Origin of the sequence: Streptomyces sp. NPDC058880, assembly GCF_042742535.1 — a bacterium.
GTDB lineage: Bacteria > Actinomycetota > Actinomycetes > Streptomycetales > Streptomycetaceae > Streptomyces.
Map to the genome: position 1 here is coordinate 1 of NZ_JBHYMC010000028.1, position 24,786 is coordinate 24,786.

22 protein-coding genes and 5 tRNA genes are annotated in these 24,786 nt (G+C 72.5%); 17 read left to right on the forward strand and 10 right to left on the reverse strand.

Features of this window, described 5'->3' with window-relative positions:
- Window positions 1–83: 83 nt before the first annotated feature.
- Entirely contained in the window at window positions 84–593 is a 510-nt protein-coding gene (locus ACFW2G_RS17890; RefSeq protein WP_384451795.1) for a hypothetical protein, read from the reverse strand.
- A gap of 88 nt (window positions 594–681) precedes the next feature.
- Between ACFW2G_RS17890 and ACFW2G_RS17895 the strand changes: the two genes are divergently transcribed.
- The 3 genes from ACFW2G_RS17895 (at window position 682) to ACFW2G_RS17905 (ending at window position 4,324) form a co-directional block, all read left to right on the forward strand.
- A complete protein-coding gene (locus ACFW2G_RS17895) occupies window positions 682–1,233 on the forward strand; it encodes a TetR/AcrR family transcriptional regulator (protein ID WP_037925951.1) in 552 nt (183 codons plus the stop codon).
- Window positions 1,230–2,774, forward strand: a complete 1,545-nt coding sequence (locus ACFW2G_RS17900) for an MFS transporter (RefSeq protein WP_384451790.1) — start codon at window positions 1,230–1,232, stop codon at window positions 2,772–2,774. Before ACFW2G_RS17895 ends, ACFW2G_RS17900 begins: the two co-directional genes overlap by 4 nt.
- A gap of 74 nt (window positions 2,775–2,848) precedes the next feature.
- Entirely contained in the window at window positions 2,849–4,324 is a 1,476-nt protein-coding gene (locus ACFW2G_RS17905; RefSeq protein WP_384580482.1) for a membrane-associated oxidoreductase, read from the forward strand.
- A gap of 58 nt (window positions 4,325–4,382) precedes the next feature.
- Here ACFW2G_RS17905 and ACFW2G_RS17910 read toward each other — a convergent pair whose 3' ends face one another.
- A complete protein-coding gene (locus ACFW2G_RS17910; RefSeq protein ID WP_037926483.1) occupies window positions 4,383–5,012 on the reverse strand; it encodes a 1-acyl-sn-glycerol-3-phosphate acyltransferase in 630 nt (209 codons plus the stop codon).
- A gap of 325 nt (window positions 5,013–5,337) precedes the next feature.
- Here ACFW2G_RS17910 and ACFW2G_RS17915 point away from each other — a divergent pair, with 325 nt between their 5' ends.
- The 3 genes from ACFW2G_RS17915 (at window position 5,338) to ACFW2G_RS17925 (ending at window position 7,688) form a co-directional block, all read left to right on the forward strand.
- Window positions 5,338–6,507 carry a glycerophosphodiester phosphodiesterase gene (locus ACFW2G_RS17915; protein ID WP_384580480.1) on the forward strand — a complete coding sequence of 390 codons (1,170 nt, stop codon included), beginning with the start codon at window positions 5,338–5,340 and terminating at the stop codon, window positions 6,505–6,507.
- A gap of 73 nt (window positions 6,508–6,580) precedes the next feature.
- Window positions 6,581–7,144 (forward strand): RNA polymerase sigma factor, encoded by a 564-nt coding sequence (locus tag ACFW2G_RS17920; RefSeq protein ID WP_078556861.1) that lies wholly within the window; start codon window positions 6,581–6,583, stop codon window positions 7,142–7,144.
- A gap of 37 nt (window positions 7,145–7,181) precedes the next feature.
- The gene (locus ACFW2G_RS17925) at window positions 7,182–7,688 is read left to right on the forward strand and encodes a GNAT family N-acetyltransferase (RefSeq protein ID WP_037925960.1); all 507 of its coding nucleotides are present in this window, start codon (window positions 7,182–7,184) and stop codon (window positions 7,686–7,688) included.
- A gap of 7 nt (window positions 7,689–7,695) precedes the next feature.
- Here ACFW2G_RS17925 and ACFW2G_RS17930 read toward each other — a convergent pair whose 3' ends face one another.
- A complete protein-coding gene (locus tag ACFW2G_RS17930) occupies window positions 7,696–8,115 on the reverse strand; it encodes a hypothetical protein (RefSeq protein ID WP_037925963.1) in 420 nt (139 codons plus the stop codon).
- The gene (locus tag ACFW2G_RS17935; protein WP_384580478.1) at window positions 8,108–8,476 is read right to left on the reverse strand and encodes a hypothetical protein; all 369 of its coding nucleotides are present in this window, start codon (window positions 8,474–8,476) and stop codon (window positions 8,108–8,110) included. The genes ACFW2G_RS17930 and ACFW2G_RS17935 overlap by 8 nt, the downstream gene beginning before the upstream one ends.
- A 612-nt stretch (window positions 8,477–9,088) precedes the next feature.
- Between ACFW2G_RS17935 and ACFW2G_RS17940 the strand changes: the two genes are divergently transcribed.
- From ACFW2G_RS17940 to ACFW2G_RS17975, 8 genes are all read left to right on the forward strand, one after another.
- Entirely contained in the window at window positions 9,089–10,141 is a 1,053-nt protein-coding gene (locus ACFW2G_RS17940) for a methionine ABC transporter ATP-binding protein (RefSeq protein ID WP_384580574.1), read from the forward strand.
- Complete coding sequence (locus ACFW2G_RS17945) at window positions 10,138–10,806, forward strand: methionine ABC transporter permease (RefSeq protein WP_037925969.1); 669 nt, start codon at window positions 10,138–10,140, stop codon at window positions 10,804–10,806. Before ACFW2G_RS17940 ends, ACFW2G_RS17945 begins: the two co-directional genes overlap by 4 nt.
- 114 nt (window positions 10,807–10,920) lie before the next feature.
- Window positions 10,921–11,784: a MetQ/NlpA family ABC transporter substrate-binding protein gene (locus ACFW2G_RS17950; RefSeq protein WP_384580476.1), complete on the forward strand. Its 864-nt coding sequence runs from the start codon at window positions 10,921–10,923 to the stop codon at window positions 11,782–11,784.
- A gap of 259 nt (window positions 11,785–12,043) precedes the next feature.
- Window positions 12,044–12,760 carry a GNAT family N-acetyltransferase gene (locus ACFW2G_RS17955; protein WP_384451769.1) on the forward strand — a complete coding sequence of 239 codons (717 nt, stop codon included), beginning with the start codon at window positions 12,044–12,046 and terminating at the stop codon, window positions 12,758–12,760.
- 61 nt (window positions 12,761–12,821) lie between these two features.
- Window positions 12,822–14,024 carry a precorrin-6y C5,15-methyltransferase (decarboxylating) subunit CbiE gene (gene cbiE / locus ACFW2G_RS17960; protein ID WP_384451767.1) on the forward strand — a complete coding sequence of 401 codons (1,203 nt, stop codon included), beginning with the start codon at window positions 12,822–12,824 and terminating at the stop codon, window positions 14,022–14,024.
- A 275-nt stretch (window positions 14,025–14,299) separates the two neighbouring features.
- Window positions 14,300–17,545 (forward strand): nicotinate-nucleotide--dimethylbenzimidazole phosphoribosyltransferase, encoded by a 3,246-nt coding sequence (gene cobT / locus ACFW2G_RS17965; protein ID WP_384680966.1) that lies wholly within the window; start codon window positions 14,300–14,302, stop codon window positions 17,543–17,545.
- A 409-nt stretch (window positions 17,546–17,954) separates the two neighbouring features.
- A complete protein-coding gene (gene cobA, locus ACFW2G_RS17970) occupies window positions 17,955–19,190 on the forward strand; it encodes a uroporphyrinogen-III C-methyltransferase (RefSeq protein ID WP_384451762.1) in 1,236 nt (411 codons plus the stop codon).
- Window positions 19,191–19,232: 42 nt separating this feature from the next.
- Window positions 19,233–20,042 carry an RNA methyltransferase gene (locus tag ACFW2G_RS17975; RefSeq protein ID WP_037925984.1) on the forward strand — a complete coding sequence of 270 codons (810 nt, stop codon included), beginning with the start codon at window positions 19,233–19,235 and terminating at the stop codon, window positions 20,040–20,042.
- A 12-nt stretch (window positions 20,043–20,054) separates the two neighbouring features.
- Here the strand turns inward: ACFW2G_RS17975 and ACFW2G_RS17980 are convergent, their stop codons facing one another.
- Entirely contained in the window at window positions 20,055–21,257 is a 1,203-nt protein-coding gene (locus tag ACFW2G_RS17980; RefSeq protein WP_078556863.1) for a serine/threonine-protein kinase, read from the reverse strand.
- 546 nt (window positions 21,258–21,803) lie between these two features.
- Here ACFW2G_RS17980 and ACFW2G_RS17985 point away from each other — a divergent pair.
- Window positions 21,804–21,989, forward strand: coding sequence for a hypothetical protein (locus tag ACFW2G_RS17985; RefSeq protein ID WP_037925987.1), 186 nt, complete (start codon window positions 21,804–21,806; stop codon window positions 21,987–21,989).
- Window positions 21,990–22,202: 213 nt separating this feature from the next.
- Here ACFW2G_RS17985 and ACFW2G_RS17990 read toward each other — a convergent pair.
- From ACFW2G_RS17990 to ACFW2G_RS18010, 5 genes are all read right to left on the reverse strand, one after another.
- Window positions 22,203–22,277, reverse strand: a tRNA-Val gene (locus tag ACFW2G_RS17990).
- A 40-nt stretch (window positions 22,278–22,317) separates the two neighbouring features.
- Window positions 22,318–22,389, reverse strand: a tRNA-Val gene (locus ACFW2G_RS17995).
- Between the two features lie 19 nt (window positions 22,390–22,408).
- Window positions 22,409–22,480, reverse strand: a tRNA-Val gene (locus tag ACFW2G_RS18000).
- Window position 22,481: 1 nt separating this feature from the next.
- A tRNA-Cys gene (locus ACFW2G_RS18005) sits at window positions 22,482–22,555 on the reverse strand.
- A gap of 39 nt (window positions 22,556–22,594) precedes the next feature.
- Window positions 22,595–22,667: transfer RNA gene (locus tag ACFW2G_RS18010), tRNA-Gly, on the reverse strand.
- 179 nt (window positions 22,668–22,846) lie between these two features.
- Between ACFW2G_RS18010 and ACFW2G_RS18015 the strand changes: the two genes are divergently transcribed.
- Together ACFW2G_RS18015 and ACFW2G_RS18020 are read left to right on the forward strand one after the other, a co-directional pair.
- Window positions 22,847–23,932, forward strand: a complete 1,086-nt coding sequence (locus tag ACFW2G_RS18015; RefSeq protein WP_384451756.1) for a chorismate-binding protein — start codon at window positions 22,847–22,849, stop codon at window positions 23,930–23,932.
- On the forward strand, window positions 23,929–24,750 hold the full coding sequence (locus tag ACFW2G_RS18020) for an aminotransferase class IV (RefSeq protein WP_384580472.1): 822 nt from the start codon (window positions 23,929–23,931) through the stop codon (window positions 24,748–24,750). The genes ACFW2G_RS18015 and ACFW2G_RS18020 overlap by 4 nt, the downstream gene beginning before the upstream one ends.
- The last annotated feature ends 36 nt before the right edge of the window (window positions 24,751–24,786 follow it).

Sequence of the window (24,786 nt, forward strand, 5' to 3'; positions counted from 1 at the left end):
GGCGGCGGGAGCCCGGTGCTCCCGCCGCCCCTCCGGCGCGTCCGCCACCGACCCGGTCCGCATCGGCCGCCCGGTGTTCCGCGTCACGCGGCCCAGTTCGCCAGGGCGTCGAAGTCCTCCCGCGCCAGGCCGATCTGCTCGTCGATGCGCATCAGCAGGGTCCGCGCCGGGTGGTGGCGGTCGACCCACTCGCGGTCCATCGCCGTGATGTCGTCGTCGATCCAGGCGAAAGGCCGCTCGCCCGCATACTCCAGGATGTATTGGGTCTTCCAGAAGGTGCCGGCCGGCGCCCGGCCGTGCATCACCGGCCAGTCGACGAACGGAAGCCGGGGCAGGCCCAGAAGAGGGCCTATCCAGTCGTTGGCCTCGTCCTTCCAGGTGGTCGCCCAGACCAGCTCGTACGCCTTCGCGAGCGCGATCAGCTCCGGGCCGTGGCCGTGGTTCAGCCAGACCCGCAGCGGCTTCGCGCGTTCCTTCTCGGACCAGCCCGTCGGCCGCATCCGGTGGGTGGAGTACCCCGCGGGGCGGCGCTGGGCCCGGGCCGCGTAGGGGTTCAGGGGGCCGTCCACGTCGATCAGCAGCAGTGGCTTCATCGCGGCAGGATTCCGTTCCGGATGCCCGCAGGCATTCCATTTTTCTCTGAGTGAGACGTTGGCGTCTCAATTGGGGTACACTTGTCTCATGGCCATGGATCGTGACCAGGTGCTCCGCGATGCGGCCGCCCTGCTCTCCCGCAAATCGACCGCCACGATGGACGAGGTCGCCCGCGCCGCCGGAATCGGGCGCGCCACCCTCCACCGGCACTTCGCCGGACGTGACGCCCTCGTACGCGCCCTCGAAGATCTCGGCATCCGGGAGTTCGAAGTGGCGTTCGACAATGCCCGCCTCGACGAGGGCACCGCGGTGGAGGCGCTCCGGCGCCTCGTCGCCGAGGCCGAGCCCAACGCCGAGCTGCTGGCCTTCCTCGTCACCGAGAATCAGCTGTTCGAGGGCGACGAGGTCAACGAGGGCTGGGCCCGGCTCGACGCCCGGGTCACCGCCCTGTTCCGGCGCGGCCAGGAAGAGGGCGACATCCGCATCGACCTGAGCCCCGCCTGGCTCACCGAGGCCCTCTACGGCCTCATCGGCAGCTGCGCCTGGGCCGTCATGGACGGCCGGGTCGCCGCGAAGGACTTCCAGTACATGATCACCGAGCTGCTGCTCGGTGGCGCCCGACGGAGTGTGGAGAAATGAGTCGTACCGAACAGCTGGCGCGTCGGACGGGGGTGGAGGAAAGGAGCCGCGGACGCTGGCTCGCGCTCTCCGTGCTCGTCCTGGCCGTGCTGCTCGTCGCGGTCGACGCCACGGTCCTCGGCCTGGCCACGCCCTCACTCAGCGAAGACCTCAAGCCCTCCGGCACCCAGCTGCTGTGGATCGGCGACATCTACTCCTTCGTCATCGCCGGACTCCTGGTGTCCATGGGCTCCCTCGGGGACCGCATAGGCCGCAAGAAGCTGCTCCTCGCCGGCGCCACCGCCTTCGGCGCCGTCTCGGTCCTGAACGCCTACGCCACCAGTCCCGAGATGATGATCGTCGCCCGCGCCCTGCTCGGCGTGGCCGGTGCCACCCTGATGCCGTCCACCCTCGCGCTGATCCGCAACATCTTCACCGACCCGCGGGAGCGCAGTCTCGCCATCGGCATCTGGGGCGCCACCGCCTCGGCCGGCGCGGCCATCGGCCCGGTCGTCGGCGGAGCCCTCCTCCAGCACTTCTGGTGGGGCTCGGTCTTCCTCATCAACCTCCCCGTGATGATCGCCCTGGTCCTCGTCGGAATCAAGCTGCTTCCCGAGTCCCGGAACCCGGTCGCCGGCCCCTGGGACCTGCTCAGCGTCGGCCTGTCCCTCGTCGGCGTCATCGGCGTGGTCTACGCCGTCAAGGAAGCCGCCACGCACGGCATGACCTGGGAGGTCGCGGTCGCCGCGATCCTCGGCGCCGGCGCCCTCTACACTTTCGTCCGCCGCCAGTTCACCCTGCCGTCCCCGCTCCTCGACATGCGGCTCTTCCGGCACCGCGGCTTCTCCGGCGCCGTCCTCGCCGACCTGCTCACCGTCTTCGGCCTGTCCGGACTGGTCTTCTTCCTCTCCCAGTTCCTCCAGCTCGTCCAGGACCGCGGCCCGCTCGAGGCAGGCCTGGCCGAACTGCCCGCCGCCATCGGCGCGGTGGTCACCGGGCTGGTCGCGGGCCGGTACGCCCGCAGGTACTCGGTGCGCTCCGTGGTGACCGGCGGCCTCGCCGCCATCGGCGCCGCACTGGCCGTCCTGACCATGATTCACAAGGAGAGCGGATACCCGCTGCTCGGCGCGGCCCTGCTCGTCGTCGGCCTCGGCGCCGGCTTCTCCTTCACCGTCACCGCCGACGTGATCCTCTCCAGCGTGCCCAAGGAGCAGGCCGGATCGGCCTCCGCCGTCTCCGAAACGGCGTACGAGCTGGGTGCCGCCCTCGGTATCGCCCTGCTCGGCTCCATCGTCACCGGCGTCTACCAGGGCTTCACCGCCCCGGCCTCCGTCAGCGGACCCGTCGCCGACGCCGCGCACGAGTCCCTCGGCGGGGCCGTCGAGGCTGCCGGGGCACTGGACCCGCAGACCGCCGCCCATATGGTCGGAGCCGCCCAGGACGCCTTTGTCGACGGCCTGAGGCTGGCCTCCGGAGCCGGCGCGGCCGTCCTGCTGGCCACCGCCGTGGCCGCCTGGTTCCTGCTCAGGGGCCAGCGGCTCCAGGAGAGCGTCGAGCACTGACCCGACGCCGCGTCAAGAGAGGGTGTCCCGGCCCTGGTTGACAGCCCATGGAACCCCGGGACACCATCCCGGCGATGGAGATCGACGATCTGACCCCGGCCGAGCGCCGCGTATGGGAGGCCTTCCCGCGCGGTGACGGCATCGACTTCCGGGAGCACCCCGAGGACAGCTCCGTCGACGGGGCCGGCTGGGGACCCGGTCGCACGCTGCGTGCCGAGGTGCTGCGCGCCCTCCTGCTCGGTGCCGCCCCCGCCGTCGACGGCCGGGTCGCCGGGCTCAAGATCAAGGGCGCGAGGATCGTCGGCAAGCTCGACCTGCGCTACGCGGTGATCGACCACCCGATCCGGATGCGCGACTGCTGGTTCGAACGCAAACCGCTCCTGTACGGCGCCCAGCTGAAGGCCCTGGTCCTCGGCTACTCCACCCTGCCCGGCCTCACCGCGGCCACCCTGCGCGTCGACGTCGTCCTGCGGCTCTCCTGCTGCCGGATCAGCGGCCCCGTGCGGCTCCAGGGCGCCAAGATATCCGGCGGCCTCTTTCTCCAGGGCGCGGTCGTCGGCCCCACGGCGGGCGAGGAGGCGGACGAACCCCCGCTCCAGCTCAACCACGCGGAGATCGGCACCGACATCATCGCCAACGACCTGACCGTCCACGGACAGCTCCGCCTCAACGGAGCCGTCGTCGGCGGCCAGGTCAGCCTCGACGACGCGCGCCTGCTCGCCCCCGGTGGCATCGCCCTGCACGCCGAAACCCTCTCGGTCGGCACCAACCTGCACGCCGCGCGGGCCCGGACGCAGGGCCGCGTCAACCTCACCGGCTCGCGGATACCCGGCCGCCTCAACCTCGCCCGCGCCGTTCTGGAGAACCAGGGCGGCATCGCCCTGCGCGCCTCCAGCTGCACCGTCGGCGAGGTGTGGCTGCCGTCCTGCGAAGACGTACGGGGCAGCGTGAACCTCAGGCGATCCCAGTTCGACCTGCTGAACATGCGGCCCGGCACCTGGCGCGACCCGCTGCGCCTGGACGGTCTGACGTACCGCACGCTGGGCCCGCACCTGCCCGCCGAGGAGCGGCTGGCCGCGCTGGAGACCGGCGAGGCCGGCTACCTCCCGTACCCGTACGAACAGCTGGCCGCGGCCTACCGCACCGCGGGTGACGAGGAGGCGGCCCGCACGGTCATGCTCGCCAAACTGCGCCGGCACCGCCGCACGCTGCCCCGGCACACGCGCCTGTGGGGACTCCTGCAGGACGCGACCGTGGGCTACGGCTTCCGGCCGCTGCGCGCGGCCGGCTGGCTGACGGCGCTGCTGCTCACCGGGGCGATCGCGTTCGCGCTGGAGCCCCCGCGCCCGCTCAAGCAGGGCGAGGCGCCGGACTTCAACGCCGTCTTCTACACCATCGACCTGATGATGCCGATCATCGGCTTCGGTCAGGAAGAGGCCTTCGCGCCGAGCGGCTGGTACCAGTGGCTGTCGTACGTGCTGATCGTGACCGGCTGGATCCTCGCCACCACGACGGCGGCGGGCGTCAGCCGGTCACTGAGGCGGCAGTGAGGGCCGCGGAGGACCTGGAGAGCGGCGGAGGCCGCGGGGGCCGCGGAGGCCGCGAGCGTCAGGCGGCCTTCGCCTTGGTGGCGTACATGTCGACGTACTCCTGGCCGGAGAGCCGCATGACCTCGGCCATCACCGAGTCCGTCACCGCACGCAGCACGTACCGGTCGCGGTCCATGCCCTCGTAGCGGGAGAACTCCATCGGCTTGCCGAAGCGGACGGTCACCCGGCCCGGGCGCGGCATGCCGGCGCCGCCGGGCTGCAGCTTGTCCGTGCCGATCATCGCGAACGGCACCACGGGGGCGCCGGTCATCAGGGTGAGGCGGGCGATGCCGGTGCGGCCCCGGTAGAGCCGGCCGTCGGGGGAGCGGGTGCCCTCGGGGTAGATGCCGAAGATCTTGCCCTCTTCGAGGATCCTGCGGCCGGTCATCAGGGCCGCCACGCCGCCGTTGGCGCCGTCCCGGTCGACGGGGATCATCCCGGCGCCGGTGAAGAACCACGCCATGAGCCGGCCCTTGACGCCCTTGCCGGTCACGTACTCGTCCTTGCCGATGAAGTGGACCGTGCGGTCGCACACCAGGGGCAGGATCATGGAGTCGATGAAGGTGAGGTGGTTGCCCGCCAGAATCACCGGTCCGGAGCCGGGGATGTTCTCGACGCCCTCCACGCGGGTGCGGAACATCGTGCGCATGACCGGTCCGACAGTGGCTTTGATGAGCTTCGTACGGAACAACGTGGGCCCTCCGGCATCGAAAAGAGGCTCGCGCCCCCACCGCTCGGCGGTGGGGGCAGGTGAGGACGATACTCGCGGGTCAGCTCCGAGCGCACATCGGGTTCACGTGTCGGATACGCATTGTTGACGCGTGTTTTCGCCATGTTCCCCGGATGTGCCTCCGAGGCACCCCCTGCGGCCACCCCCTCTGTCTACCATCGGCACGCCGATCGCGGGCCGCGGGATGCCGTGACGCCACAGGTCCCGGGACCGCCGGCCCCTTTCATGACGAGGAGTGGCACTCATGACACAGGGTGGGGCAGCGCGGCGCACGGTCCTGGGGGCGGCGGTCCTGGCGGCGGGGGCGGGGATCACCCCTCTCGCGGCGGGACCGGCCTCCGCGTCCGCCGTGGGCGGCGGGCACGGCGCCAAGGGCTACCGGGGCCTGCCGTACCCGGCGGTCATCGGCCACCGCGGCGCCAGCGGCTACCGGCCCGAGCACACGCTCGGCTCCTACCAGCTGGCCCTCGACCTCGGGGCGGACATCGTGGAGCAGGACCTGGTCCCGACCCGCGACGGCCACCTGGTGTGCCGCCACGAGAACGAGATCGGCGGGACCACCGACGTCGCAGACCACCCCGAGTTCGCCTCCCGGCGCACCACCAAGTCCGTCGACGGGGTTTCGGTCACCGGGTGGTTCACCGAGGACTTCACCCTCGCCGAGCTGAAGACCCTGCGCGCCAAGGAGCGCATCCCCGCCCTCCGCCAGCGCAACACGCTCTACGACGGCCAGTGGGCCGTCCCCACCTTCGAAGAGGTGCTCCGCTGGGCCGACCGCGAGGGCCGGCGGCGCGGCGAGCCGGTCTGGCTGCACGTCGAGACCAAGCACCCCAGCTATTTCCGTGGCCTGGGCCTCGGCCTGGAGGAGCCCCTCGCCCGACTGCTGCGTCGGTACGGGCGCGACGGCCGGAACGCCGCCGTCTTCCTCCAGTCCTTCGAGCCCTCCAGCATCCAGCGGCTGTCCCGGCTGGTCTCCGCACCCCGCGTGGTACTGCTCTCCGGTGCGGGTACCCGCCCCTGGGACTTCGAACGGGCGGGGGACCCGCGCACGGTCGCCGACCTGGTCAAGCCCGAGGGCCTCCGGTGGATCGCCGGGTTCGCCCAGGGCATCGGCCCCACCATGGACCTGATCCTCCCGCGCGACGCGGCCGGCCGCCTCGGCGCTCCGACCACCCTGGTCAGGGACGCCCACGCCCGGGGGCTGCTGCTGCACCCCTACACCGCGCGCAACGAGAACAGCTTCCTGCCGGCCGAGTACCGCAGGGGTACGGATCCGGCCGCCTACGGCGATGCCCTCGGGGTCTTCCGCACCTACTTCGAGCAGGGCATCGACGGCATTTTCACCGACAACCCGGACACCGGGCTGCTCGCTGCCGAGGCCTTCCGGCCGGGCCGGCGCCCCGTCAACGGCTGAGCGCCGCTTCCCGAACGAGTGGGCCTCGCCCGGCAGGGAAACCGCCGGGCAGGTCCCGCTCGTCCCGCTCGGCATGGACCTGCTGAAGGACCCCGACCTCGTGACCGGGCTGGGCCCGCTGCTCTCCGCGGAGGCTGCGGCCGAGGCCCCGGCCGCCGGAGTGGACGCGGCCGACCTCGAACAAGCCGTCTGGGTCAGGCTGCTGGAGAGCGGCCGCCGCGCGCCCGATCCCGAAGACCCCGCCGAACCGGCCCGCTGGCTGCGCCGGGCGGTACGGGCGGAGGCCAGGCTGGCCCGCCGACGGGCCAGCCGCGAGATCCCCTACGGCCACCGCAGCCACTCCGCGGACGACGGTCCGCAGCCCCGTGCCGCCAGTGGGAGCGCACCCGAAGACGCCCTGCTGCACGGCGAGGAGAACCGCGTCCTGCGGTCGGCCGTCGCCCGGTTGCCCGGACGCTGTCCTGAGCTGATGAGGGCACTTCTTTCGCCCAGGGACCTCACATACCGTGAAATCGCAGGAGAGTTGGGTATCTCACAAGGAAGTTTAGGGCCCGTGCGTTCCCGTTGCCTGGGATGTCTGCGCAGAATGCTCGCGGCAGAGGTTGCGGCTCCTGGCCTTCGGGGAAGGGAGCGGTAGACCAACGGGCTACCAGGTGAGCTGGAGGCATGCGCACATGGGCATGAGCGTGACCATTTCGGCGGCGGTCGCCGAGGACGCCGAGCAGATCTTCAAACTGCAGTACCTGGCTTTCCAGCGCGAGGCAGAGCTGTACGGCAACTACCTCATCCAGCCGCTCACCCAGTCCCTGGACTCCCTGAAGGGGGAGCTCGCGAAGGACACCGTCCTCGTGGCCCGGCTCGGCGACGAGGTCGTCGGCACCGTGCGCGGCAGTGTGGACGAGGAGGGCACCGCGAAGATCGCCAAACTCTGCGTCCACCCGCGCCTGCAGGGCCACGGGCTCGGCGCGCGCCTGCTGCGCGCTGTGGAGGAGGCCCTCGCGAGCCCCGGCACCGCGACCCGCTTCCGCCTGCACACCGGTCACAAGAGCGAGTCCAACCTGCGCCTCTACCGCAAGGCCGGCTATGTGAAGGTCGGCGGGCGCACGGCGTCCGACGGCGTGCAGTTGGTGATCCTGGAGAAGGACGCCAAGGCCCCCACCGACTTCGCGGTCAGCGCCTGACCCGGCGTCAGCGCCTGCGCAGCCACAGCATCCCGGTGATCGGCAGGATCACCGGGATGAACAGATAGCCCATGCCGAACTGCGACCAGACGGTGGTGTCGGGGAAGGACTCCGGGCGCACCAGGGTCCAGGTGCCCACGGCCAGTACGCCCGCCAACTCCGCGGCGCAGCAGGCCAGTGCAGCCCGGCGCGCCGTCTCGCCGCCGCGCACGAGCGAGTAGGTGATGAAGGCGTACGCCAGCGCCGCTACCGCGGACAGCGAGTAGGCCAGCGGCGCCCGGTCGAACTCGGTGGAGATCTGGAAGGCCGACCGGGAGACCGCGCCCACCACCATCACCCCGTAGAGCCACACCAGCAGCAGCCCGGGTCCGGAGACCAGCCGCTTGCGCCCGGCGGGGGCGGCGGTCGTCGTGTCAGCGTCAGGCACCGGTGGTTCCCCAGATGTCGTAGAGCCGTACTTGGAGGACGGCGAGGACGACCGCGCCCGCGGCCACCGTCACCGATCCCCACTTGGTCCGCTCGGTCAGGGAGAGCAGCCCGGCGGCCGGTACCGCGGCGAAGGCGCCGAGCAGGTAGGCCACGAAGATCACCGAGCCCTCGTCGGGCCTCTCGCCCCGGCCCAGCTGGACCAGGCCGATCACCAGCTGGGCCAGGACCAGTACGGTCACGACGGCCATGCCGATGAAGTGCCAGTCCTTGGTCGGCTGGTCCCGCAGCGCGGCGAAACCGCACCAGGCGGCGAGGGCGAGTGCGGCCACGCCGATGGCGACCGTCAGGGCGTCGAGCATGCAGCGAGGGTATTACGGGCCGGAGAGCCCCGGGCGCGCGCCCCTTCTCCCGCGGCGGTCCCCACGTGGCCGCCGCTCCCGGGCGCCGTCCCCCGCGTCGTCGGCCGGACCGTGGTCTTGACCACAGAGGTGCCCGCCGCCCGACCCCGGCAGGTGGTCGGGGGGTCGGCCCGGGACGCCGTGTCGGCGCAGGTCGGCGGCATGATCGGCCGGGTGGGGCGGGTGGCTGCGTTCGGCCGATGGTGTCCGGTATGCGGCCGAAAAATGTCCGGTATCCGGACAGTTTTGATCGGTGAGGGGTCAGGTCTGCTTTACTGAGCCCATGACCACGACGAGCAGCCGCACCCTTGCGACCGAGGCGACCATGACGCCCGGTGCTCGCTGTATGTGTCGAATGCGCGCCTTCTGAGGGCCCCTTCCTGAGCCTCGCGCCCCGAAGCGAGACCGGCAGCGCCAGTGCGTCCCCACCGGATGGACCACCCGGCCTGCTCATGCCCCGCGCACACGTCGACGCCATCGATTTCTGACGGTTCGTCCCGTATCGCGTCCCCAGATGTTTGCCCCGTGCCCGGCAGCCCGCTGCGCCGTGCACTCGACAGCGACGGAATTCCTGTGATCACCACATCGGGCCTCACGAAGGTCTACCAGTCCCGTGGCCGCGAGGTCACCGCCCTGGACGGCGTCGACCTCCACGTCCGCGAGGGCGAGGTATACGGAGTCATCGGCCAGAGCGGCGCGGGCAAGTCCTCCCTGATCCGCTGCGTGAACCTGCTGGAGCGCCCCACCACCGGCACCGTGCACGTCGACGGGGTCGACCTCACGGCGCTCGCCGGCCGCGGCCGACGGGCCGGCAAGGAACTCCGCGAGGCCCGCAGCCGCATCGGCATGGTCTTCCAGCACTTCAACCTGCTGTCCTCGCGCACCGTCCAGGCCAACATCGAGCTGCCCCTGGAGATCCTCGGCGTCTCCGGCCGCGAGCGCTCCCGCAAGGCCCTCGAACTCCTCGACCTGGTCGGCCTCGGCGATAAGGCCAAGGCCTACCCCGCCCAGCTCTCCGGCGGCCAGAAGCAGCGCGTCGGCATCGCCCGCGCCCTGGCCGGCGACCCCAAGGTGCTGCTCTCCGACGAGGCCACCAGCGCCCTTGATCCCGAGACCACCCGCTCCATCCTGAAGCTGCTGCGCGACCTCAACCAGCAGCTCGGCCTCACCGTACTGCTCATCACGCACGAGATGGACGTCGTCAAGACCGTCTGCGACTCGGCCGCGCTGATGAAGAAGGGCCGCATCGTCGAGTCCGGCACGGTCGCCGAGCTGCTCGCCACCCCCGGCTCCGAGCTCGCCGACGAGCTCTTCCCGGTCACCGGCGCGGCCACCGGCCCCGACCGCACGGTCGTGGACGTCACCTTCCACGGCGAGGCCGCCGCCCAGCCGGTCATCTCGCAGCTCTCGCGTACGTACAACATCGACATCTCGATCCTCGGCGCCGCGATGGACACCGTCGCCGGCCGGCTGATCGGCCGCATGCGCATCGAACTGCCCGGCCGCTACGAGGACAACGTCGTGCCCGTCGGCTTCCTGCGCGAGCAGGGCCTCCAGGTCGACGTCGTCGACGACATCGACATCGACAACGAACTGGCCGAACTGGTCAAGGACGGTGCCCAGTGACCTGGTCCGAGATGCAGCCCCTGCTCACCCAGGGCACCTACGACACCCTCTACATGGTCCTGTGGTCCACCCTGGTCACCGTGGTCGGCGGACTACCCATCGGCATCCTGCTCGTCCTGACCGACAAGGGCGGCCTGCTGCAGAACCAGCCGCTCAACAAGGTCCTCGGCGTGATCGTGAACATCGGCCGCTCGCTGCCGTTCATCATCCTGCTGATCTTCCTGATCCCGGTCACCACCGCCGTCGTCGGCACCTTCATCGGCCCCACCGCCATGATCGTCCCGCTCGCCGTCGGTGCGATCCCCTTCTTCGCCCGGCTCGTCGAGACCTCCGTCCGCGAGGTGGACCACGGCCTCGTCGAAGCCGTCGAGTCCATGGGCGGCGGCATCCCCACCCTGGTCGGCAAGGTGCTCCTGCCGCAGGCCCTGCCCTCCCTGGTCGCCGGCGTCACCACCACCGTCATCACCCTCGTCGGCTACTCCGCCATGGCGGGCGCCGTCGGCGGTGAAGGACTCGGCTCCAAGGCCATCACGTATGGCTTCCAACGCTTCGAGACCGGCTTCATGGTCGCCACGGTCGTGGTCCTCGTCGCCCTCGTCACCGTGGTCCAGCTGATCGGCGACGGCGCCGTCCGCCTCCTGGCCCGCCGCGGCCGGACGGCCTGACCGCCACACCACGGGCCGCGACCCCCACTGATTTCCCCACAGAGCCCGCACTTGTCGTGCTTGGGCCACCACCAGCAAGTCCTCGGTACTTGTTCAGCAAGAAAGGCACTCTTCGTGCGTAAGAACACCAAGCTCACCGCCCTCGCCGCCACCGCCACCGCGCTGACCCTCGGCCTCACCGCCTGCGGCAGCTCCTCGGACCCGTCCTCCGCCAAGGCCGACGGCGGCACGGCGGACGAGAGCAAGCCGCTTGTCATCGCGGCCTCCCCCAGCCCCCACGCGGACATCCTCAACTTCGTCAAGGACAAGCTCGCGGCGAAGGAAGGCCTCACGCTGGAGGTCAAGGAGTTCACCGACTACGTCCTGCCCAACACCGCCACCGAGCAGGGCCAGGTCGACGGCAACTACTTCCAGCACAAGCCGTACCTCGACGACTTCAACAAGAAGAACGGCACCCACGTCGTCCCCGTCGTGAACGTGCACCTGGAACCCCTCGGCCTCTACTCCAAGAAGGTCAAGGCGCTCTCCGACATCAAGGCCGGCCAGACCATCGCCGTGCCCAACGACACCACCAACGAAGGGCGCGCGCTCCAGCTGCTGGCCGCGAACAACCTGATCACCCTCAAGGAGGGGGTCGGCACCAGCGCCAAGCTGTCCGACATCACCGACATGAAGGGCCTGGAGTTCAAGGAGCTGGAGGCCGCCACGGTCCCGCGCGCCCTGGGCGACGTCGATGCCGCGGTCATCAACGGCAACTACGCCCTCGAGGCCGACCTGGCGCCCGCCAAGGACGCACTCGTCCTGGAGAAGGCCGAGGGCAACCCGTACGCCAACTTCCTCGCGGTCAAGGACGGCAACCAGGGCGACCCACGGATCCAGAAGCTCGCCAAGCTCCTGAACTCCGACGACGTCAAGAAGTTCATCGAGGAGAAGTACCAGGGCTCGGTCGTCCCGGCCTTCGGCACCCCCGCCTCCTGACCCCGCCGACCGACCCGGTCGGGCCCGGACGGTCATGCATCTCGGCCCCGCACGCCCCTGTCGGCGCGCGGGGCCGAGTCCTGCCCGCTGCCGGAGCCGAGTCCTGCCCGCTCCCGGGCAACCCGGCCCTGCACATACCCCGTTCGATGCTGCATGCTGTGGCCTACGACCGTGGATCAGGTCCGGCACCGACCAACGGCCCCACACCACGGTCGCATCGCACCACGGTCGCACCACGTTCTCAGGCATGGAGCTGCGCATGACTACCACCTTCCCGGACGTCACCATCAGCACGGAACGGCTGGTGCTGCGCCCGTTCGAGGAGGAGGACGTCACCGCGCTCGCCGAGATGATGAACGACGAGAACACCACCGCCTGGACCTCCGCGCCGCACCCCTACACCCAGGCCGACGCGCACGCGTGGGCCACCCGCGACTCCCACACCGAACGCGCCGAGGGCCGCGGCATCGTCTTCGCCGTCACCGAGTTCCTCACCCAGCGCCTCGTGGGCATCGTCCACCTCCGCAACACCAACTGGCGCACCCGCGCCACCGAGGTGGGGTACATCACCGCGCCCTGGGCCCGCGGCGAGGGCTACGCCAGCGAGTCGGTCCTGGCCGTCGCACGATGGCTGTTCCGCGAGCAGGGGTTCGAGCGCCTCGAACTGCGCACCGCCGCCGACAACACCGCCTCCCAGCAGGTCGCCCAGAAGATCGGCTGCATCAGCGAGGGGGTCCTGCGCAACGCCTGGACCGTGCGCACGCAGACGGCAGACGGCGGCTGGGTCGACACCCGCACCGACCTCATCGTGTGGAGCCTCCTGCCCGAGGACCTCGACGAGGACGACGACTTCGACGGGTACGACGGGTACGAGAGCTACGACACCTACGGCGGCCACGGCGCACACCCGGGCCACACGGTCCCCGGACAGCGGTCCGACGCGATCGGCCGGCCGGTCGGCGCCGACCGGAAGTGAACCGGTGACCGGGTAGTCTCACCGTGCCCGCCCCTCCCCCCACACCAGGAGACAGACGACGATGGCCGACCGGGTCACGGTGATCGGCTGGGACGGATCCCCCCTGACCTCGGCCGCCCGGTCCGCGCTGTCCGCCGCAACCCTCGTGGCCGGAGCCGCCCACCACCTCGCGCTCCCCGAAGTCCCGCCCACCGCCGAGCGCATCCGCCTCGGCAGCCTGGGCCTGGCCGCCCGCCGCATCGCAGGCCACCGCGGCACCGCGGTGGTCCTCGCCGACGGTGACCCGGGCTTCTTCGGCGTCGTACGCACCCTGCGCGCCCCGGAGCACGGCCTGGAGGTCGAGGTCGTCCCCGCCGTCTCCTCCGTCGCGGCCGCCTTCGCCCGCGCCGGCATGCCCTGGGACGACGCCCAGGTCGTTGTCGCCCACCCCCGCACCCTGCGGCGGGCCGTCAACGTCTGTCGCGCCCACCCCAAGGTGGCCGTCCTCACCTCGCCCGGTGCCGGGCCCGCCGAACTCGCCCTGCTCCTCGACGGAGTCCACCGCACCTTCGTCATCTGCGAGGAACTCGGCACGGACCGCGAGCAGGTGAGCGTCCTGACCTCCGACAAGGCCGCCGACCACAGCTGGCGCGACCCCAACGTCGTCATCGTCATCGGCGGCGCGGTACAGGCATCGGCCGGTGACCCGGCGTGGCTCCTCGGCCAAGGCCCCGCCCACTCCGGCGAACGCGGCTGGGCCCGCCCACAGGCTGGCGCGGGGGAGGGGGAGTCGGCCCTGCTGCACGCGGCGCAACTCGCCCGGCTCGGCCCGCGCACCGGCGACCTGGTCTGGGACATCGGCACCGGATCAGGCGGTGTGGCCGTGGACGCCGCCGCCCTCGGCGCCGCCGTCATCGCCGTCGACGCCGACCCCGCAGCCCGCGAGCGGGTGACCGCCGCGGCCCGCAACCGCGGAGTGCAACTGCAGTTCGTTGCCGGGCGGGCACCGCACGTCCTGGAGAACCTGCCCGAACCCGACGTCGTCCGGGTCGGCGGCGGAGGCGCCGAGGTCGTCGCGGCCGTCGCCGACCGGCGCCCCGAACGGATCGTCAGCCACGCCTCCACCCGCGACGACGCGGAGGCCATCGGCCGGACCCTCGCCGAACACGGTTACGAGGTCGAGTGCGCCCTCCTCCAGGCCGTTGGCCTGGACCCCCGCACGTGGGTCGAACAGGACCGTTCCGTGGTGTTCCTCCTGGCAGCTCAGCGCCCCGTGACCCGCTGAGACGGGGGCCGGGGTAGGCTGGCCGATCGTCGTACCGCGCCGACGTTTCGGGCATCGCGCCATGGCTCGGACACGCGACGTGGCGCAGTCCACAGAGGACCGTGGTGGTTATGGCCGCCACGATCGCGAACGGGCGCGACAATGCTTACTGGTTGTCGTGCAGGTGCGCGTGGGACGGACTCGTCGCACCCGCGACACCGCACGGCAGCTCCGCTCGGAGGCCTCGTGGGCGACCGGGTGATCGAAGAGGCAACACCGATGGGCGAGGGGTAAGCATGACTGACACCGGCCAGGTCCCGGGCGAGGGTCTCCCGGACAACACGGGCATGGTGGATCAGCAGGGCATCCCCGCGCCGGTCCAGATCCCGGCACCGATGCCCGGGTACGCCTTCCAGGACCTCATGGACAACCCGGCCGAGCCGGAAGACGAGGAACTGCTGCTCATGCCGAGCGGCCAGGGCTCCTGGAGCGACCCGCAGGTCGTCCCGCAGGCCCCGGCCTTCCCGGTGGATCCCCAGCTCGGCGAGCCGCCGATGTACACCGACGCGTCCTACGGCTCCGTGCCCGCCTACCCCGGTGCCCCGGCGGCGTACCCGGAACCGGTCGCGTACACCGAGTTCCCCCAGCCGGGCTTCCCCGACGGCTCCTACAGCGCCGGCGCCCACGAGACGGGCGGCCGGGATTCCGGTGCGCTCGACCTCGGCGGGCTCGTCGTCCCGCCGCCCGCGGCTCCGGAGGCCTCCGCGGCCTCCGTCCGGCGCCCGCTGCACATGGGCCCGCCGGTGCCCGACGCGACCGGCGGAGTCGTACGCTCCCTCGCGGACCGCGGCCCGGCCACCGCGCCCGCCCAGCCCGCCCCGCTCGCCTCCGCGGTCGCCGCCGCCGTGCCCGCCACCCCGCTCCACCAGGCCGGCCCCCCGACCGTCGGGCCCGAGTACCTGGACGTCCCGCGTGCGGAGGCCGCCCAGGAGCCGGCCCCGCAGCTCGGCGAGGTCCCGCCGCAGGCCGGGGCGCCGTGGACGGCGGAGCCGGTCCCCGCGCCGGCGCAGGCCGAGGCCGCCCGGGCCCCCGAGCCGGCCGAGGCCCCCGCGCCCGTACCGACCACCGTGGAGCCCGAGCCGGAGCCGACGGCCGTGGCGGCACAGCCGGCGGCTCAGCCGGCGCAGCCCGAGGACGGTCCGGCCGAGGCGATCGCCGTGCCGGCGGAGCCTCCCGCGCCCGTGGCCGCGGCGGCTCCTGCAACCGCTCCCGAGGAGGTCGTGCCCGAGCCGGTCGCCGTTCCGGCGGAGGCCGAGCCGGTTGCGTCCGTCGAGGCCGTCGTCGTCGAGCCGGTCCCGCCGGTGCCGGCCGAGGCCGTGGCTCCCGTGGCTCCCGTGGCTCCCGAGCCGGTGGCCGCGGAGCCGTCGGTCGAGGCCGTCGCCGCCGCGGAGCCCGCCGAGCAGGTCATGCCCGAGCAGGTCGTGGCCGAGGCGGTCGCCGCCGCGGAGCCCGCCGAGCAGGTTGTGCCCGAGCCGGTCGCCGTTCCGGCGGAGGCCGAGCCGGTTGCGTCCGTCGAGGCCGTCGTCGTCGAGCCGGTCCCGCCGGTGCCGGCCGAGGCCGTGGCTCCCATGGCTCCCGAGCCGGTGGCCGCGGAGCCGGTGGCCGAGGCCGTCGCCGCTACGGAGCCCGCCGAGCCCGTCGTGCCAGTCGTGTCCGAGCCCGTCGTGTCCGCGCCGGCCGAGGCCGTCGCCGCAGAGTCGGAACCCGGCGCCCTGCCCGGGACGCCCGTCACGGCCGAGCCCGTCGCCGGTGACCCGGCCCCCGGCTACGACCACGCCGAGCGCGAGGCCGTCCTGCGCGTCATGCGCGAGCGCCGTGACATCCGCAAGGGCTTCCGGACCGACCCGATCCCGCACGAGGTGCTGCTCCGCGTCCTGGAGGCGGCCCACACCGCGCCCAGCGTCGGCCACTCCCAGCCCTGGGATTTCGTCGTCATCCGCTCGGCCGAGACCCGCCGGACGATGCACGAGCTCGCCCAGCGCCAGCGCGAGGCATATGCGAAGTCGCTGCCCAAGGGCCGGGCGAAGCAGTTCAAGGAACTCAAGATCGAGGCCATCCTCGACACCCCGGTGAACATCGTCGTCACCGCCGACCCCACCCGTGGCGGCCGCCACACCCTCGGCCGGCACACCCAGCCGCAGATGGCCCCGTACTCCTCGGCCCTCGCCGTCGAGAACCTCTGGCTCGCCGCGCGCGCCGAGGGCCTCGGCGTCGGCTGGGTCAGCTTCTTCGACGAGCGCGAGATGGTGCGCGAGCTCGGCCTGCCGGAGCACCTGGAGGTCGTCGCGTACCTGTGCGTCGGCTACGTCGACGAGTTCCCGGAGGAGCCCGAGCTGGCCCAGGCCGGCTGGTCGCAGCGGCGCCCGCTCTCCTGGGTGGTGCACGAGGAGACCTACGGCCGCCGCGCCCTGCCCGGAGAGGAGCCGCACGACCTCCTCTCCGAGACGGTCGCCAGCATCCGCCCGCTCGACGCCAAGGCGCTCGGCGAGGCATGGGAGCGGCAGAAGCGCATGACCAAGCCCGCCGGGGCCCTCGGCATGCTGGAGATCATCTCCGCTCAGCTCGCGGGTCTGTCCCGGGTCTGCCCGCCGCCGATCCCGGAGCCGGCGGCGGTCGCGATCTTCGCCGGGGACCATGGCGTCCACGCCCAGGGCGTGACCCCCTGGCCGCAGGAGGTCACCACCCAGATGGTCGCCAACTTCCTGGGCGGCGGAGCGGTCTGCAACGCCTTCGCCAACCAGGTCGGCGCCGAGGTCTGCGTGGTCGACGTCGGTGTCGCCGGGGACCTCCCGGCCACCCCCGGCCTGCTGCCGCGCAAGGTCCGCCCCGGCACGGCAGACCTCTCCACCGGCCCCGCGATGACCCGCGAGGAGGCCGTCGCCGCCATCGAGGTGGGCATCGAGACGGCCCGCGACCTGGTCGCGGCCGGGAACAAGGCGCTCCTGACGGGCGAGATGGGCATCGCGAACACCACCGTCTCCGCCGCCCTCATCTCGGTCTTCACGGGCGTCGACCCGTCCGAGGTCACCGGCCGCGGAACGGGCATCAACGACGAGACCCACGCCCGCAAGGTCGACGTCGTCCGCCGTGCCCTCGAACTCCACCAGCCGGATCCGGCGGACCCGATCGGCGTCCTCGCGGCGATCGGCGGCCTGGAGCACGCGGCCATCGTCGGTCTCCTGCTGGGCGGCGCGTCCCTGCGCACACCGGTGCTCCTGGACGGCGTCAGCGCCGGCGCCGCCGCCCTGGTGGCCCGCGCCATCGCGCCCGAGTCCCTGTCCGCCTGCATCGCGGGCCACCGCAGCGCCGAGCCGGGCCACGTGGCGGCCCTGAACAAGCTGGGCCTGCGGCCGCTGGTCGACCTGGACCTGCGCCTGGGCGAGGGCACGGGCGCCCTGCTGGCCCTCCCGCTGGTCCAGAGTGCGGCCCGCGCGATGCACGAGGTCGCCACCTTCGACTCGGCGGGCGTCACCGAGAAGTAGGGCCCGGCCCAGCCCCCGGAGCGGGCCTGTCCCACGGAGTGCCGTGAGGCGGCGCCCCTCCGGGATGCCCCGCAGGCCCCGGCCGGGCGGGCCCCGCCGGCACGGCGCCGGCCCGGTCCGGCCCCCGGCCCGCACCCCGCGGAGACCACCGGAGGGGCGCCGCCCCGCCGCGAAGCCCTCGCGGCCCCGGCCGGACCGCCGCGCGCACGACCGGACCTTCCGGCGCCCGAGGCGCTGGGCCGGGGCGGAGCCCCGGGAGGGGCGCAGCCCCGTCCGCGCTGTGGGACGGCCCGCGCCGTATGGTGGACCCGCACCAGGAACCCGCACGTCAGTACCTCGCCAGTACCCTCGCCGCTCCAGAGCCGCAGCGGCACGACAGAACGACCGCCGCATCAGGAGCCGCACCGCCATGGCCGACACCCCCGCCTACCCCGTAGGACTCCGCCTCGCCGGCCGCCGCGTCGTCGTCATCGGCGGTGGCCAGGTCGCCCAGCGGCGACTCCCCGCGCTGGTCGCGGCCGGCGCCGACGTCCTGCTCGTCTCGCCCTCCGCCACCCCCTCGGTGGACGCGATGGCCGCGACCGGCGAGATCCGCTGGGAACGCCGCCGCTACCAGGACGGCGACCTCGCCGGGGCCTGGTACGCCTTGATCGCCACGCAGCACCGCGAGGTCAACGAGCGGGCCTCCGCCGAGGCCGAGCGTGAGCGCGTCTGGTGCGTGCGTGCCGACGACGCCGCGGCGGCCACCGCGTGGACCCCGGCCACCGGCCGCATCGAGGGCGTCACGGTCGCCGTGCTGACGGGCAACGATCCGCGCCGCTCCGCCGCCGTCCGCGACGCTGTGGTGGAGGGCCTCCGCGACGGCAGCCTCGCCGCCCCGGGACACCGCCACAAGTCCACCCCCGGCGTCGCCCTCGTCGGTGGCGGCCCCGGCGACCCCGACCTGATCACGGTGCGCGGCCGCCGCCTCCTCGCCGAGGCGGACGTGGTCATCGCCGACCGGCTCGGCCCCCGCGACCTGCTGGACGAGCTCCCTCCGCACGTCGAGGTCATCGACGCCGCGAAGATCCCGTACGGCCGGTACATGGCCCAGGAGGCCATCAACAACGCGCTGATCGAGCACGCCAGGGCGGGCAAGGCCGTGGTCCGGCTCAAGGGCGGCGACCCGTACGTCTTCGGCCGCGGCATGGAGGAGCTCCAGGCCCTCGCCGAGGCCGGCATCGCCTGCACCGTGGTCCCTGGCATCTCCAGTTCCATCTCGGTCCCCGGCGCCGCCGGCATCCCGGTCACCCACCGCGGGGTCGCCCACGAGTTCACCGTGGTCAGCGGTCACGTCGGCCCCGACGACCCGCGTTCCCTCGTGGACTGGGCCTCCCTCGCCAAGCTCACCGGCACCCTCGTGATCCTCATGGGCGTCGACAAGATCGGACTGATCGCCGAGGCGCTCGTGCGCCACGGCCGCCCCGCGGACACCCCGGTCGCGGTCGTCCAGGAGGGCACCACGGCCACCCAGCGCCGCGTGGACGCCACCCTGGCCACGGTCGGTGCGACGGTCCGCGCCGAGGAGGTCCGTCCGCCCGCGGTCATCGTCATCGGCGAGGTCGTCCGCGTCGGAACCCCGGACGTTCCCACCACCAGCGCCTGACAGGCCGTTGGCACCGCACCCAGGACAAGGCAGTATCACCCTGTGGCTGATCTCATCACCATCACCGACCCCGACGACCCCCGGCTGCGCGACTACACGGGCCTGACCGACGTCGAACTCCGGCGCAGGCGCGAGCCGGCGGAAGGCCTCTTCATCGCCGAGGGCGAGAAGGTCATCAGACGGGCCAAGGACGCCGGTTACGAGATGCGCTCGATGCTGCTGTCCGCCAAGTGGGTCGACGTCATGCGCGACGTCATCGACGAGATCCCGGCACCGGTCTACGCCGTCAGCCCCGATCTGGCCGAGCGCGTCACGGGCTACCACGTGCACCGCGGGGCCCTCGCCTCCATGCAGCGCAAGCCGCTGCCGGCGGCCGAGGAACTCCTCGCCACCACCCGCCGCGTGGTCGTCATGGAGGCGGTCAACGACCACACCAACATCGGGGCCATCTTCCGCAGCGCCGCCGCCCTCGGAATGGACGCGGTGCTGCTGTCCCCCGACTGCGCGGATCCGCTCTACCGGCGCTCGGTCAAGGTCTCCATGGGCGCGGTGTTCTCCGTCCCCTACGCCCGCTTGGAGGCCTGGCCCAAGAGCCTGGACTCGGTGCGCGAGGCCGGCTTCAAGCTGCTCGCGCTGACCCCGCACGAGAAGGCGACGCCCATCGACGTGGCCGCCCCGCAGTCCCTGGAGCGGGTCGCGCTGATGCTGGGCGCCGAGGGCGACGGCCTGTCCACGCGGGCGCTGGTCGCGGCCGACGAGTGGGTGCGCATCCCGATGGCCCACGGCGTGGACTCGTTGAACGTGGGCGCGGCCGCGGCGGTCGCCTTCTACGCGGTGGCCCAGGACCGATAGCGCCCGGCGGCGTTACAGCTTCTGGGCGGCCGCGATGCCCAGCGCCACGATCAGCGTCACCACGATGAACACGATCAGGCGCTGGCGCATCAGCCTCGGGTCCGGCCGTGCGGGGCGTCGCCCCGCGCCCGTCGTCCTGGGCGCCGGGCGGCCGCCCGTGCGCCCCGCCGTCGGCCGGGAGGACGGACCGCCGGAACCGCGCGGGTTGCGCGAGGAGGAGGGCCGCGAGTGCGGGCCGCCCGACGAGCCGCCCTGCGCCCTGGGCGCGCCGCCGCCGGTACGGCGCTCCGTACGCCGTTCCGCGTGCTCCAGGGCGCCTTCGGGCAGCCGTCCCGTGGGCCGGTCGGTCCGTGCCCGCTGCGCCGGCGGACGGCCGTCCGACAGCCCCTGCGCCTCGCGGGCCGCGATCTCCTTGAGCCGCATCGACAGCTGGAGCGTGCTGGGCCGCTCCTCGGGGTCCTTGGCCAGGCAGGCCCGTACGAGGGGCGCCAGGGCGTCCGGGACGCCCTGCAGGTGCGGCTCCTCGTGCACGACGCGGTACAGCATGACCTCGGAACTGCCGTGCCCGAAGGGCGAGTCGGCGGTGGCCGCGTAGGCGAGGGTGGCGCCGAGCGCGAAGACGTCCGTGGCCGGGGTGACGGCGGCGCCGCGTACCTGCTCGGGCGCGAGGAAGCCGGGAGAGCCCACGGCCGTGCCCACATGGGTGAGCGTGCTCGCACCGGTGGCCCAGGCGATCCCGAAGTCGATGATCCTGGGGCCCTTGGGGGACAGGAGGATGTTCGACGGTTTGAGGTCCCGGTGGACGACTCCCGCCTCGTGGACGGCGACCAGTCCCTCGGAGAGCGCGGCGCCCACGGCGGCGATCTGTGCGGCCGTCAGGGGACCCTCCTCGGCCACCTTGTCGTGCAGCGAGGGACCGGGCACGTACTGGGTGGCGAACCACGGCCGCTCGGCCTCCAGGTCCGCGGCGACCAGGCGCGCCGTGCATCCGCCCCGGATGCGCCGAGCGGCGGACACCTCGCGGGCGAACCGCGAGCGGAACTCCTGGTCCTCGGCCAGATCCGGCCGGATGACCTTGAGGGCGACGCGCTGTCCGCGCCGGTCCGATCCCAGGTAGACCACGCCCATGCCGCCGGCCCCGAGCCGCCGGTGCAGTCTGAACGAGCCGACGACACGCGGGTCCTCGCGCCGGAGCCGCATCATCGCCATGTCCACCCCGCTGACCGGTCGTCCTGTTGACGTGCCACAGCTTACGGACCATCCGGCATGCGTGCTCAGAGGCCGCGCCCTCGTCGGGAGATTCGATCGTCAGTGCGGCGCAGCACTCTTGAGAGAGCATCAGGGATCCGGCCCGCCGGTCCGGCCGCGATCGGCGCCTGGCCCAAACGGCCCATCGGGCAAGGGGATTGACGCTTCGGAGCAGGTCGGAGCGCACCGGGGCGTGCGCCGGCGCCGTGGTGACCCGAGCCGATCCCGCCCATGCCCCATCGACGGACACGCATGCGCAGGGAGTGACGAAAGTGAGGGAAGTCACTACCCTCCGGTCATCCCTTCCGGGATGACCCCGACGCGGGGAGGAAGCTCTCCACCCAGGGGAGTACACCGCGCGGTCGCCCTCATCCTCCTGGAGGCCCGGCAATGGGTACGAGGGCATGAGGCCGGCGGCCGTCCGCCCGCCTAGTGTTGAGGTCAAGCGGCGGGTGATGCACTCGTCCCCCGAGGTCAAGAACCCGCCGCTGTCAGACGACAGGGGAGAGGGCCATGGCGGACACCGCACGGCAGGGACGCAAGGCATTCGCGTTCAACGGCCATGAGTCCGGCACTCGCCACCCGCTGGTGGCCGCGGCCATGGTGCTCCCCCTGGCCGCCCTGCTGCTCTTCCTCTTCGGAGGGTTCGACCAGCTGGCGGCACAGGCGTCGTCCGTGGGCATGATGCCGGGGCGCTGAGCGGCGCCCCGGGTCCGGGAGAGCGGTCCGGGCCGGGACATCGGGCCTGCTGTACCCCGTGGGGACGGGGGCGCGGCGGACGGCAGGTGAAGGGTGCTGCCCGCACGGCTGGGGAGTCGTGCGGGCAGCACCCTTTTCGGTGTCCGCACCGGAGTTCCGCACCCGTGTGGACGAACGCGAAAGCCCCGGCCGTGGAGGGCCGGGGCTTTTCGGTGGTGCGCGATACTGGGATTGAACCAGTGACCTCTTCCGTGTCAGGGAAGCGCTCTCCCGCTGAGCTAATCGCGCGGGACCGCGGTGCAAAACCGCAGGTGATGCCTGTACTGCGTGCGCGATACTGGGATTGAACCAGTGACCTCTTCCGTGTCAGGGAAGCGCTCTCCCGCTGAGCTAATCGCGCGGGGATCCTTGCGGATCAGTGGACGATACTGGGATTGAACCAGTGACCTCTTCCGTGTCAGGGAAGCGCTCTCCCGCTGAGCTAATCGTCCTTGGAGGTGGAGACGGGATTTGAACCCGTGTAGACGGCTTTGCAGGCCGTTGCCTCGCCTCTCGGCCACTCCACCATGGAGCTGCAGGGGTTCTCGGGAAGATCCCCCACTTCGAGCGGACGACGAGACTCGAACTCGCGACATCCACCTTGGCAAGGTGGTGCTCTACCAACTGAGCTACGTCCGCAGGTCACCGTGTTCGCTCCGGGTTTTTCCCCTTCGCTCCCTGGCGACGTGTTGAACTCTAGCGGATTCCCGGGCCAGCTCAAAAACGCGTTTCCGCAGCGTGCTGCCGCGCGATCACCACAGGTCACCCAGTCGTCACCGCACCGGCGCCCTCGCGTCACCGGTCATAGACTCGCAGCCGTGCACGACCTGCCCCCCATGGCCCGCTTCGGCGGCCTCCTCGCGACCGACCTGCGGGATGTCACCAGTGATCCCGCCGCCCTCGACTCCACCGGCTTCTGGGCCGTGGCCGCCGACTTCGAAGGGCGCCTCGTCTGTGCGCGTTTCGGGGACGTCCGGCCCGACCCTGTCCCCGCGCCCGTGCCGGGCGCCTGGCACGGCCCCGAGGCCGACCGGTGGACCTCCTCCCTCGACCGGGCCGCGTACGTCGCCGGAGTGCGCCGCATCCGCGAGCACATCGCGGCCGGTGAGGTCTACCAGGCCAACCTCTGCCGCGTGATGTCCGCGCCGCTGCCGCGTGTGGACCGGGCCGATGTCGACGCCCTCACCGCGCTCCTCGCGCGCGGCAATCCCGCACCCTTCGCAGGAACGATTCGTCTCGCCGCTCACGGCGTGGAGATCGCCACCGCCTCGCCCGAGCTGTACCTGCGCCGCGAGGGCCGCCGCGTGGAGTCCGGACCCATCAAGGGCACCGGCCGCACCGCCGGCGACCTCCTCCCCAAGGACCACGCCGAGAACGTGATGATCGTGGACCTCGTGCGCAACGACCTGGGCCGGGTCTGCGCCACGGGGTCGGTGTCCGTCCCCGAGCTGTGCGCCGTCGAGGAGCACCCCGGCCTCGTGCACCTCGTCTCCACGGTGAGCGGCGAACTGGCCGACGGCGCCGGCTGGCCCGAACTGCTCGCCGCCACCTTCCCGCCCGGATCCGTCACGGGCGCGCCCAAGTCCTCCGCCCTGCGGATCATCGAGGCCCTGGAGACCGCCCCGCGCGGCCCCTACTGCGGAGGCATCGGATGGGTCGACGCGGACCGCGGCACCGGCGAGCTCGCCGTCGGCATCCGTACCTTCTGGATAGACCGGGCGGCCCCCGGCGGCCCCCGCCTGCTCTTCGGCACGGGGGCCGGCATCACCTGGGGCTCCGACCCCGACCGCGAGTGGGCGGAGACCGAGCTCAAAGCGGCCCGCCTGCTGCGGGTCGCGGCGGGACGGGAGACCGGCGGCAGCGCCCAAGGAGCGAACGGCACCACCGGAAGGACAGCACCATGAGAATCTGGCTCGACGGAGCCCTGCGGGACGCCGACAGCGCGACGGTGTCCGTCCTCGACCACGGGCTCACCGTGGGAGACGGCGTCTTCGAGACGCTCAAGACGCAGCGCGGCCGGGCGTTCGCGCTCACCCGCCACCTGGAACGGCTGACCCGCTCCGCCCGGGGCCTCGGCCTCCCCGACCCCGACCTCGACGAGGTGCGCCGCGCCTGCGCCGCGGTCCTGGAGGCCGACCCCGTCGAACACGGGCGGCTGCGCCTCACCTACACCGCCGGCGTCGCCCCGCTCGGCTCCGACCGCGGCACCGCCGGGCCCACCCTGATCGCCGCCGTCGCCCCCTCCCCCCGCCGCCCGGACACCACCGCCGTCGTCACGGTCCCCTGGGTCCGCAACGAGCGTTCCGCCGTGGCCGGCCTGAAGACCACCTCGTACGCGGAGAACGTGGTCGCGCTCGCCGCCGCGCACCAGGCGGGCGCCTCCGAGGCGCTTCTGGCCAACACCGTCGGCAGGCTCTGCGAGGGCACCGGCTCCAACGTGTTCGTCGTGCTCGACGGGGAACTGCACACCCCGCCCCTGGAATCAGGCTGCCTCGCCGGAATCACCCGTGCCCTCATCGTCGACTGGGCCGGCGCCAAGGAGACGGACCTGCCCTTCGACGTCCTCGAACGCGCCGAGGAGGTCTTCGTGACCTCCTCGCTGCGCGACGCCCAGGCGGTGGTCCGCCTCGACGGCCGGGAACTGGGCACCGGGCCCGGACCGGTCACGGCCGAGGTCATGCGGATCTTCGAGGTGAAGGCCGGAGCCGACCTCGATCCGTGAACACCGGTGACGCGGAGCCGCAGGGCAGGTAGAACT